Annotated in this window: 9 protein-coding genes and 1 pseudogene; 4 read left to right on the forward strand and 6 right to left on the reverse strand. The window is 65.1% G+C overall.

What is annotated here, in order from left to right; genetic code table 11:
* Nucleotides 1-29: 29 nt before the first annotated feature.
* Entirely contained in the window at nt 30-1,259 is a 1,230-nt protein-coding gene (locus G8O24_RS29505) for a glycosyltransferase family 87 protein (RefSeq protein ID WP_188105505.1), read from the reverse strand.
* A 117-nt stretch (nt 1,260-1,376) separates the two neighbouring features.
* The gene (locus G8O24_RS29510) at nt 1,377-1,541 is read right to left on the reverse strand and encodes a Flp family type IVb pilin (protein WP_188105507.1); all 165 of its coding nucleotides are present in this window, start codon (nt 1,539-1,541) and stop codon (nt 1,377-1,379) included.
* A gap of 377 nt (nt 1,542-1,918) precedes the next feature.
* Here G8O24_RS29510 and G8O24_RS29515 point away from each other — a divergent pair, with 377 nt between their 5' ends.
* From G8O24_RS29515 to G8O24_RS29530, 4 genes are all read left to right on the forward strand, one after another.
* Nucleotides 1,919-3,421 (forward strand): hypothetical protein, encoded by a 1,503-nt coding sequence (locus G8O24_RS29515; RefSeq protein WP_188105509.1) that lies wholly within the window; start codon nt 1,919-1,921, stop codon nt 3,419-3,421.
* Nucleotides 3,418-4,893: a hypothetical protein gene (locus G8O24_RS29520; protein WP_188105511.1), complete on the forward strand. Its 1,476-nt coding sequence runs from the start codon at nt 3,418-3,420 to the stop codon at nt 4,891-4,893. The genes G8O24_RS29515 and G8O24_RS29520 overlap by 4 nt, the downstream gene beginning before the upstream one ends.
* A 95-nt stretch (nt 4,894-4,988) precedes the next feature.
* The gene (locus G8O24_RS29525) at nt 4,989-5,318 is read left to right on the forward strand and encodes a hypothetical protein (RefSeq protein ID WP_311972318.1); all 330 of its coding nucleotides are present in this window, start codon (nt 4,989-4,991) and stop codon (nt 5,316-5,318) included.
* Nucleotides 5,319-5,422: 104 nt separating this feature from the next.
* Nucleotides 5,423-6,277: an alpha/beta fold hydrolase gene (locus G8O24_RS29530; protein ID WP_188105514.1), complete on the forward strand. Its 855-nt coding sequence runs from the start codon at nt 5,423-5,425 to the stop codon at nt 6,275-6,277.
* Nucleotides 6,278-6,429: 152 nt separating this feature from the next.
* On the opposite strand, the gene G8O24_RS29535 is transcribed toward G8O24_RS29530, so the two are convergent.
* From G8O24_RS29535 to ybgF, 4 genes and pseudogenes are all read right to left on the reverse strand, one after another.
* Nucleotides 6,430-6,813, reverse strand: a complete 384-nt coding sequence (locus G8O24_RS29535) for a DUF3052 domain-containing protein (RefSeq protein ID WP_368736633.1) — start codon at nt 6,811-6,813, stop codon at nt 6,430-6,432.
* A 38-nt stretch (nt 6,814-6,851) separates the two neighbouring features.
* Nucleotides 6,852-8,777, reverse strand: a complete 1,926-nt coding sequence (gene ftsH, locus G8O24_RS29540) for an ATP-dependent zinc metalloprotease FtsH (RefSeq protein WP_008546307.1) — start codon at nt 8,775-8,777, stop codon at nt 6,852-6,854.
* Between the two features lie 254 nt (nt 8,778-9,031).
* The gene (gene tilS, locus G8O24_RS29545) at nt 9,032-10,114 is read right to left on the reverse strand and encodes a tRNA lysidine(34) synthetase TilS (protein WP_188105517.1); all 1,083 of its coding nucleotides are present in this window, start codon (nt 10,112-10,114) and stop codon (nt 9,032-9,034) included.
* A 65-nt stretch (nt 10,115-10,179) separates the two neighbouring features.
* Nucleotides 10,180-10,452: pseudogene (gene ybgF / locus G8O24_RS29550) on the reverse strand (tol-pal system protein YbgF); the annotation flags it as partial.
* Nucleotides 10,453-10,494: the final 42 nt, after the last annotated feature.

A 10,494-nucleotide genomic window follows, 5' to 3' on the forward strand; every position in this document is an offset into this window, starting at 1 on the left:
GCGGACCATCGCTGCGCCGGCGGGTGCGATCAGGCGAAAGCCGAAGCGATGCCCTGCCCTGGGGCCGGGACGTGATGCAAATCCGCGCGGGCGCGAAGCACGATCAGCGCGGCGACCGTCAGCGTTGACGCAAGGCCAACCGGAATCTGAAGGAAAGGATAGCTTGCAAGCAGCGCCAGAACGAGCGCGAGCGCGTAAGGCTCATGGACACGGAAGCCCTGCTCACATCCGATGCGAACGAGATAGGCGACCGGGATCGCGAGCACCGCGAAGTCGTACATGTAGACATAGGGCGAGCACAGCAGCGTCCCGACGGCGACGGCGGCGGCCTTCAGAGCATAGGGCAGCCTGCTCCGCCATATCAGCGCCAGCCCGACGGCGACGCTGGCCGCCACGACCAACTGCAACGTCCATGCGAGGGTTTCGCCGCCGCCAAGGCAGCGCACCATCGCGAATACGCTCTGCAGCCTGAGCCAGGACGCCTCGCCGTTGGACAGCACGGCCTCCGAGATCTTCGGCATCCAGTGAATGAACGCGGCCCAGCTCTCGACACCGAACGCGAGCACGGACGCCAACGCGACCAGCACCGCGGTGACGGCGGCCGAGACGAACACGCGCCATTGTCCGCTCACGACCAGGATCAGCGGAAACAGCAATCCATATTGCGGCTTGTAGGTGAGAAGACCGAGGCAAATTCCGGCAAGCACAGGACGCGCCTGCATCAGAAGCAGCGTTCCACCGATCAGGCTCGCCGTGAAGAAGCCGTTCTGTCCGACGGCGAGATTGGCGAATGTCGCCGGGAAGGCGATTGCCAGCATGATGCCGAAGCGGCGCCCGACGATCGCGCGCATCACGGCGACGAACGGCAACAGGCTTGCGATCATCCAGCCGATGAACGCCACAGCATAGGGAAACTGCGCGAGGAAAGTCGCGACGAACAGGAACGGCGGCGGGTAGTGCCAGGCGAAATTGCCGGCGAAGTCCTGGTGGAGGACCGCGACTTCAACCTGTTTCTGGATTTGCCAGTCCCACGCCTGAGCTGCGTGGCCATCGAGCGCCAGCCTGCCGGCCGCCCAGACGTTGACGAAGTCGGTCGGGCTGCCAAGCCCGTTACGATCGTAGATCCAGGAGTTCGAAAGATAGGCCGCGGGAAAGTGCAGCAGCGTCAGCACGAGCAGAATCAGGCAGACGTTGAAGAGCACCGGCGGCATGGTGCCGGGCTGCACCCCAGACGGTTGGCCCGAGCCGAGTTCGGCCATGCGACCCTTCCAGAATTCGACCCTGCGCCCTGCACCAAAAAAAGAGCCCCGGAATCCCAAGCTTGGAATCCCAAGCTTGAAATCCCGAGGCTCTTTCAAATCGTCGACTATCCAGGCTTACTTCAGGCTGGTCGAGATCGAGCCGAACTTGCTGTTCAGCGTGGTGCCGAGGTTGTTGACGACGGTGATGATCGCCAGCGCGATGCCGGCGGCGATCAGGCCGTATTCGATGGCGGTGGCGCCGGATTCGTCCTTCACGAAACGCGAAACGAGGTTCTTCATAGACTGCTCCCAAAAGGATACACGTGGCTTCAACTGGTCTGGTCTTTTCGGCTTCCCAGCGCCGCCCGACCATGGAACCGAACCTAGGCGCAAAAAATTGCACCGCAGTTAACCCGACTGCGTAAACACGGAACGGTTTGCGTGTATTCGCCGATGGTAAACCGAAGTTGAAAACAATCGGTTAAATTGCGCAGACATGAACGAGCATCAGTTTTGACGCGATGGCCTGACGCGATCCGCTGTCCACCTCGCTCGCAAACGCCCCTGATGGTTCTGCCGATTTACTGGAAGTTATGACCGCCGTGGTCCAATGCCGCCCGCTCGGCCAATACAGCCAAGAAACGGCCAAGAAACGGCCAAGAACAAAACGAGGCGGCATGTCCCTTTCCTTCACTGGCAGCATCACGGCACACAGCCGCGCGCGAGCGCTGGTGCCGCTGTGTGTCGGCGCAGGCGCCTATCTCTTCTTCCTGATCGTCGGCGACACGCTGCTTCAGGACTCCGACTCGTTCTGGCAGATCAAGATCGGACAGTGGATTCTCGATCACCACGCCCTGCCCTATACCGACTTCTATTCCTTCACGCGCCCCGGCGCGCCGTGGATCTCGACCTCGTGGCTGTCGCAGATCCTGTTTTCGATGTCCTACACGCAGTGGGACTGGGCGGGACCTGTGATCCTCACTGCGCTTGCGGTCGCCGCATCGGCTGCGATCTTCGTCCACCTGCTCGATGCCCATCTCGAAATTCCGCGCGCGGTGCTGTTTGCGATGCTGGCCGTGGTGCTGTCGCTGCATCACATCCTGGCGCGTCCGCACATTTTGGCACTGCCGGTGATGATCGCATGGGTCGGCGTCTTGATGAACGCGGCCGACCGCAAGGCGACGCCATCCTGGGTCTGGCTGCCGCTGATGTCGCTGTGGGCGAACCTGCATGGCGGCTTCGTGCTCGGCCTCGCGCTGATCGGCCCGATGGCGATTGAAGCGATCTGGACGCTGGACCAGGCCAGGCAGATCCGCCTGCTCGCGCGCTGGTTCCTGTTCGGCCTCGCCGCGATGGCGGCGGCCTGCCTCACGCCCTATGGCTGGCGCACGCTGCTCGGCGCCACCAACATCCTCAATCTCGGCGAATTGCTGTCGCTGATCTCGGAATGGATGCCGGCGAATTTCGCCTCGTTCACCGCGTTCGAGGCCGCGATCCTGGGCCTGATCGCGATCGGGCTGTTTCGCGGCATGACGCTGTCGCCGCCGCGCATCCTTTTGATCCTGCTGTTCACCTGGATGGGGCTCACCCATGTCAGGAGCATCGAGGCCTTTGCCTTCCTGGTGCCGCTGGTGCTGGCGAAGCCGCTCGGCGAGACGTCGCCCTTGCCGCAACCCGCCGCGGGCAGCGAGAGCCCGGCGGCGCGCTATGTCACCGTGATGGGCGCGCTGATGATCGCGGCCGCGGCCTGGACCTCGACCTCGATCTACATGGCGCATCACCGCTTCACCTTCACGATGGACCAGACGCCGGTTGCCGCCGTCGACCTGCTGCAGCAGCGCAAGGCGCAGCGCATCTTCAACGCCTACCAGTTCGGCGGCTATCTGATCTCGCGCGACATTCCCGTCTTCGTCGACGGCCGCGCCGAGCTCTATGGCGAGACATTCGTGATGGACTTCTTCAAGGCGATCGAAGTCAAGAAGCTCGACAACCTGACGCGGCTGCTGGAGGAGTACAAGATCGACGCCACGCTGCTGGTCGCCGACTCGCCAGCCGCGCAGGTGCTCGATCACATCAAGGGCTGGAAGCGGCTCTATGGCGACAACATCGCCGTGATCCATGTCCGGGATGATCAGGTGCGCGACGATCAGGCCGACGCGGCCGCGCCGGCCAAGCCATGACCATCGCGGCCAGTCTTCCGATCGCGCGCGCCCAGCGCAACCTGGCGCCGCTTTGCCTGGCGGCTGCATCCTTTCTGCTGCTGCTGGTGAGCGGCGACAGCCTGCTGCACGATCCGGACACGCTCTGGCAGATCAAGGTCGGCCAGTGGATCCTCGATCATCGCACCGTGCCCTGGACCGATCTCTATTCCCTGACGCGCCAGAACGAGGTCTGGCTCTCGACCTCCTGGCTGTCGCAAGTGTTATTCGCGACGACCTTTGCCTGGTGGGGATGGGCCGGGCCGGTCGTGCTCACCGCAGCCGCGATCGCTGTCGCGATGGCCTTGCTGCTGGCCTTCCTGCAACGACATCTCGATCTACCTTACGCGCTGGTGTTCTGCCTGCTGGCGATGACGCTGGCCGCGCCGCATCTGTTGGCCCGTCCGCATGTGCTGGCGCTGCCGGTCATGGTGGCCTGGAGCGGTGCCCTGATGGACGCGGCCGATCGCGGCCGCGCGCCATCGTTCCTGCTGCTGCCGCTGATGGCGCTATGGGCCAACCTGCACGGCGGCTTCGTGCTGGGGCTCGCGCTTGTCGGCGCGATCGGCCTGGAGGCGCTCTGGCGCGCGGACGCACCGCGCCGGCTGACGCTCGCGATGCAATGGGCCGCGTTCGGCCTTGGTGCGCTGGCGGCGAGCTGCTGCACGCCCTATGGCATCGACACCCTGCTCGGCGCCGCGCGCATCCTCAGCCTCGGCAAATCGTTTTCGGTCATCGCCGAATGGCGTCCGGCCGATTTCAGCGCCTTCAGCCCGTTCGCGGGCGCGCTGCTCGGACTGCTCGGCCTCGCGCTGATGCGCGGCCTGACGCTGTCGCCGCCGCGCGTGCTGCTGATTCTTTCCACCACCTGGATGGCGCTGGCGCATGTCCGCAGCATCGAGAGCTTCGGCGTGCTCGTGCCGCTGGTGCTGGCGCAGCCCCTGAGCGGCTGGATCAGGCCCGCCGCGGATGCGCCGCGCAGCCTGCGGATGGCGGCCGGCGCGCCAGCGGCCATGGTCGCCGCCGCCATCGTGCTCGGATCCGCAAGCGCAACGGTCGCTTTTGCGACGCATCATGCCTTCGCGTTCTCCACGGCGCAGACGCCGGTTGCGGCGGTCGACGCGCTGATCGCGCACAAGGCCGCGCGTATCTTCAATTCCTACGGTTTTGGCGGCTACCTCATCGTCCGCGACATCAGGCCGTTCGTCGACGGACGCTCGGAGCTCTACGGCGAACAATTCCTGATGGACTATTTCGCCGCCGAGGACGGCCGCGACGTCTCCGGCCTGTTGCGCATGCTCGACGAGAACAGGATCGAGGCGACCCTGCTCACGGCGGATTCTCCGGCGGCGCAGATCCTGGATCACATCAAGGGCTGGAAGCGGGTGTATGCCGATAACATCGCGGTCGTCCATGTGCGGGATGATCAGGCCGAAGCACCGTCATCCGGCTGATAACGCCAGAGCTCCCTGTTCCGCGGCGCCGCCGAGAGACGGCTTGCGCAGATCGATCCGCCTCCGGCATCATGGCGACGGAGGATTTTTGTTCCGTGTCATTGAAGAATCCGGACGCCATCGCCGTCATCGTCTCAGCGCTCCGCGACGTCCATGGCGACGACATTGCGCGCATGATGCTGGTCGAGGGCATGAGCCTTGCCAATCTGATCGATGCGATGTTTTCGGCGCCACTGACCCACCGCGAGGCCGTTCGGGCGATGACCGACGGGCTCGACGACTTCGTCATCACGCCGGACCTCGGGCTGATCTGGCATTTGAAATATATCTACGCAGACCACTCCCTGCACGTCGTGGACCTGGAGATCGCCACGCCTGACGGGACGCTGGCGAGCAAGGATGTCTGGCTTCGGCTCGCCGCCTGAGCAGGGCATCGTCGGAAAGCGGCATCGGCGGAAGGCGGCGGCTCGTCCAAGCTTATGCCTTCGTCATGCGCTAATGTTTTCGTGGTCGAACAGGAAAGCATGCCATGTCGCTTCGTAACGTCGTCGTCGCATTTCTCGTGATGGTCTCACTCGGTGCGGCCCAGGCGGCGCCGCGATGGCTGAACCTGCCGCCGACGCCGGCCTTGCCCAAGGCCGCGCAAAGCGGCTTTGCGCCCGTCAACGGCGTCAAGCTCTGGTACGCCGTTTTCGGCCGCGGCGAGCCGGTGGTCCTGCTGCATGGCGGTCTCGCCAACGCCAATTACTGGGGCCACCAGGTCCGCGCGCTGCAACTTCACTATCAGGTCATCGTCATGGACAGCCGCGGGCACGGCCGCAGCAGCCGCAACCAGGAACCCTATGGCTATGATCTGATGGCTTCCGACGTGGTCGCCCTGCTCGACCATCTCAAGATCAAAAAGGCCGCGATCGTGGGCTGGAGCGACGGCGCCATCATCGGCCTCGACATCGCCATGAAGCACCCGGAGCGGGTGAGCCGGCTGTTCGCCTTCGCAGCGAACTCGGATCCGTCGGGCGTTGCGGACATCGCCGCGAGCGAGGTCTTCAACGCCTACATCGCCCGGGCCGGCGAAGAGTACAAGCGCCTGTCGCCGACGCCGACCGAATACAAGAGCTTCGTCGCCGAGATCACCAAGATGTGGGAGAGCCAGCCGAAATGGACGGCCACCGATCTTGCGGCCATCAAGGTCCCGACCTGGATCGTCGACGGCGACCACGACGAGGCGATCAAGCGCGACAACACCGAGTTCATGGCGGCGAACATTCCCGGCGCCGGCCTCCTGATCCAGCCGCAGGTCAGCCATTTCTCGTTCCTGCAGGATCCCGGGCAGTTCAATGAGGACGTGCTGCGGTTTCTGCAGCTCGGGGATGCGTCAAAGTAAGCTCTCGTAGGGTGAGCAAAGCGTAGCGTGTCCACGTCCTGTCCAATCGATGAGACGACGTGGGCACGCCGCAAGCGCGCCTTTGCCCACCCTACGGGACTGCCGTTGTTGCGAGCCCATGCATTCACACGGTCATGCAGCTACTGCTTCGCTTACTTCCCGCGATCTTTCACCGGGATCACGAGCTTCAAGCCCGACCAGACCTCATTGACGGCGCAGATCTTGATGTCGACGAGGTCATTCGCGAGCGCGGTTTCGCGCACCAGGGCTTCGGTGACGTCGGTCGCGACGCCGGATGCCTTCTTCGGCCACGACGCCCAGATCATTCCGTCGGGCGCGATCGCCCTGCGGTAGAGGCGGAGTTTGGCGGCGAGGCCCTTCGCCTCGGCCGCGAACACATGCACCATGTCGAGCGACGGCCGTGCGGTCTTTGCGATCTTCACGCCGTCGGGCAGCTCGCCGACGATGTCGTCATAGGCGAGCGACAGACCGTCCACGAAAATACAAAAGCCCGGCTTGATGCCGAGCTTTTGCACAATCGATTTGCCGGACGTGCCGGCCACGGCAGGCGAGTTTACGCCTGCGGCTGCGGCTCCAGGCCGGGATCCGCATCGGGCCGCGGACGCGGCGACTTGCCGGCCGGTGGCACGGCCGAGGCGCGCGGCGTGGTCGGCTCGAGCACGGACTCGCGGTTCGGCTTCTTGCCCTTGAGCAGGTCGACGATCTCGTCGCCGGTCAGCGTCTCGAACTCCAAGAGGCCCTTGGCGAGCGCTTCGAGGTCGGCATGCTTCTCGGTCAGGATGCGGGTCGCTTCCTTGTAGCCTTCCTCGACCAGACGCTTGATCTCGGAGTCGATCTTCTGGACGGTCGCCTCGGACGCGTTCTGGGTGCGCGAGACCGACATGCCCAGGAACACCTCGTCCTGGTTCTCGCCATAGGAGACGGTGCCGAGCTCTTCCGAGAGGCCCCAGCGCGTCACCATCATGCGGGCAAGGCGCGTGGCCTGCTCGATGTCGGAGGCCGCACCCGAGGTCACCTTCTCGCGGCCGAAGATCAGCTCTTCGGCGACGCGGCCACCCATCATGATGGCAAGGCGCGAGGTCATCTGCTCCAGCGACATCGACAGCTTGTCGCGCTCCGGCAGCTGCATGACCATGCCGAGCGCACGGCCGCGCGGAATGATCGTCGCCTTGTGGATCGGATCGGTCGCGGGCACGTTGAGGCCGACGATGGCGTGCCCGCCCTCGTGATAGGCCGTCAGCAGCTTCTCTTCCTCGGTCATGACGAGCGACTTGCGCTCGGCGCCCATCATCACTTTGTCCTTGGCCTCTTCGAACTCGGCCTGCGTCACCATGCGCTTGTTGCGGCGCGCGGCGGTGAGGGCGGCTTCGTTGACGAGGTTCATCAGGTCGGCACCGGAGAATCCAGGCGTGCCGCGCGCGATGGTCTTGAGGTTGATATCGGGCGCCAGCGGAACTTTGCGGACATGAACCTTGAGGATCTGCTCGCGGCCGACGACGTCGGGGTTCGGCACCACGACCTGACGGTCGAAGCGGCCCGGACGCAGCAGCGCGGGATCGAGCACGTCGGGGCGGTTGGTGGCGGCGATCAGGATCACGCCCTCGTTCGCCTCGAAGCCGTCCATCTCGACCAGCAGCTGGTTCAGCGTCTGCTCGCGCTCGTCATTGCCGCCGCCGAGACCAGCGCCACGGTGACGACCGACCGCGTCGATTTCGTCGATGAAGATGATGCAGGGCGCGTTCTTCTTGGCCTGCTCGAACATGTCGCGCACGCGGGAGGCGCCGACGCCGACGAACATTTCGACGAAGTCCGAACCGGAGATGGTGAAGAACGGCACGTTGGCTTCGCCCGCGACCGCGCGTGCGATCAGGGTCTTACCGGTGCCGGGAGGGCCGACCAGCAGCACGCCGCGCGGAATACGGCCGCCGAGGCGCTGGAATTTGCCGGGGTCGCGCAAGAACTCCACGATCTCCTGCAGGTCCTGCTTGGCTTCGTCGACGCCGGCAACGTCTTCAAACGTGACGCGGCCATGGGCTTCGGTCAGCATCTTTGCACGCGACTTGCCGAAGCCCATCGCCTTGCCGGCGCCACCCTGCATCTGCCTGGACAGGAAGATCCAGACGCCGATCAGCGCGATGAAGGGCAGCCAGGACACCAGCAGCGAGACGAACCACGGCACGTTGTCGCCGGGCGGCTTCGCGGTGATCTGGACCTTGCTGTCATAGAGGCGCTTCACCAGCGTCGGATCGTTCGGCGCATAGGTCTGGAAGCTGGAGCCGTTGGTGAAGGTGCCGTGGATGTCAGGCCCCTGGATCACGACGTCGCGAACATTGCCGCGGTCAACTTCGCTCAGCAGCTGGGAGAAGGCGATGTCCTGCGAGGAGGCCCGCTGACCCGGATTCTGGAAGAGCGTGAACAATGCCAATAGCAGCAAGACTATGATGACCCAGAGGGCGAAATTGCGCAGATTGGCGTTCATCGATCTTCCTTCGTGGTCGCGCGGATCGCGGCCTCATCCTTGGGCTCTACGAGGAAATCCCCAAGGAATCCTCATCGTTAGACGCATACAATTTAGGTGCCGCCCCGGTCGCTGCCAAGGGAACGAGATGGGACTATTTAGCCCATCTTAGCGCGATTCCCGCTGAAATAATGGCACCAGGGCCGGGGTTTTTCCTGCCTGGTTAAGGTGTCCTGACGACGTCGCCTGGAAGCGGCCGGTGTCATGATCCGCCTTCATCCGCCCTTCCGGCCTCCCTTGGAGCGCCGGGCCGGCGCAGGCGCGATGTGGATACGCCCCCCGGCAAGACTGATCAAGGCTCCCGCGAGGGTCTGTCTGAGAAGGGTCTGTTTCGGCAGCGCACGGCTCCCGGCGGCCTTGATCTGGCCGTTCAGGGCCTGATCGAGCGCGGCCAGCAGGGTCTCGACCTTGCCGAGTTCCGCCGGCCCTTCGTGCCCGAGCGCATCGAGGGCGCGCAGCAACAGCCGCAGCCGGACCTCCTCGGGCAGGCCAGCGAAGGCCGTGGCGTCGAAGCTGCGAACACCACGCTGCGGCTGTTGGCCGCGATCCCGCAAACGGAGGAAGCGCTCGGCGCCGTCGGTCAGGACCTCGACGGCCGCGTTCGCGCGGGCGAGCCTGGCTGCAAGCCGCACCAAGGTGCGGGCATCGGCGCCCTCGGCCGCGAGCTGCGGCAGCAGCGCGCGAAGCCGCGGCCGGGTGAAGGCGGTGTCGCGGTTGGTGGGATCCTCGGCAAAGCCGATTCCGGCCCGCTTCAAGGTTGCGATCAGCTGCGATTTCGGAACGTCGAGCAATGGGCGCACCAGCACGAGGCCCTCGCGCCTCGACAAGCGCGCCATCGCCGACAAGCCGGCGATGCCGCTGCCGCGGAAGAGCCGCATCAGCAGCGTCTCGGCCTGGTCATCCCGGGTGTGCGCCGTCAGCACATGGCTCGCGCCGGCAGCGCGCGCGGCCTGTGCCAGCAGGCGGTAGCGGGCCTCGCGCGCGGCGGCGGGCAGTCCCGTCTTCGGCTTTGCACCGCGCCAGCGCAGGGTGCGGTGCGGAAGTCCGAGCTCGACCGCGAGCCGCTTGACCTCGCGCGCCTCGCCGGCGGCCTCCTTGCGCAGGCCATGATCGACGGTGACGACGTGAAGCTCCGGGCCGCGGGCGAGGCTGCGGCGCCAGCGCGCCGCGAGCCACATCAGCGCGACCGAATCAGGTCCGCCGGAGACCGCGAGCACCAGCGCAGGCGCGTTTCTGAACTCGGCGAAGAGCTGCTTCGCCGCGCGCGCGGAGATCGGAGAATAGTCGTCGTCTGACATGACGGGGCCCGGCCATCACTGCTGGACTGGTTTAGCGCAAAACCGTCCGCGATGTCAGCGAGGGGTCAGCACTTCACCCGCTTCTGCTCGCGATCGACGGCCGCCTTCACGCCGGCCGAGGCGCGCGGATATTTGCGACCGACCTCGCCGAAGGCGGCGCAGGCGGCCTCCTTCTCCTTCAGCGCGGCGAGCGACTGGCCGAGCCGCAGCAGCGCATCCGGCGCCTTGGCCGATTTGTCGTATTTGGTGGTGACGGCGAGGAAGGCCTCGGCGGAATCGCGATATTGCTGGCGCTGGTAATAGCTCTCGCCGAGCCAGTATTGCGCATCGCCGAGCAGACCATGAAGAACTTTGCGGCGAAATATCCGTCAGATCCGCTG

Origin of the sequence: Bradyrhizobium campsiandrae, assembly GCF_014529705.1 — a bacterium.
GTDB classification, from domain to species: Bacteria; Pseudomonadota; Alphaproteobacteria; order Rhizobiales; family Xanthobacteraceae; genus Bradyrhizobium; species Bradyrhizobium campsiandrae.

Coding starts and splice junctions, on each gene's coding strand:
- G8O24_RS29505 (WP_188105505.1), bottom strand. CDS start 1,259: ATGGCCGAACTCGGCTCGGGCCAACCGTCTGGGGTGCAGCCCGGCACC.
- G8O24_RS29510 (WP_188105507.1), bottom strand. CDS start 1,541: ATGAAGAACCTCGTTTCGCGTTTCGTGAAGGACGAATCCGGCGCCACC.
- G8O24_RS29515 (WP_188105509.1), top strand. CDS start 1,919: ATGTCCCTTTCCTTCACTGGCAGCATCACGGCACACAGCCGCGCGCGA.
- G8O24_RS29520 (WP_188105511.1), top strand. CDS start 3,418: ATGACCATCGCGGCCAGTCTTCCGATCGCGCGCGCCCAGCGCAACCTG.
- G8O24_RS29530 (WP_188105514.1), top strand. CDS start 5,423: ATGTCGCTTCGTAACGTCGTCGTCGCATTTCTCGTGATGGTCTCACTC.
- ftsH (WP_008546307.1), bottom strand. CDS start 8,777: ATGAACGCCAATCTGCGCAATTTCGCCCTCTGGGTCATCATAGTCTTG.
- tilS (WP_188105517.1), bottom strand. CDS start 10,114: ATGTCAGACGACGACTATTCTCCGATCTCCGCGCGCGCGGCGAAGCAG.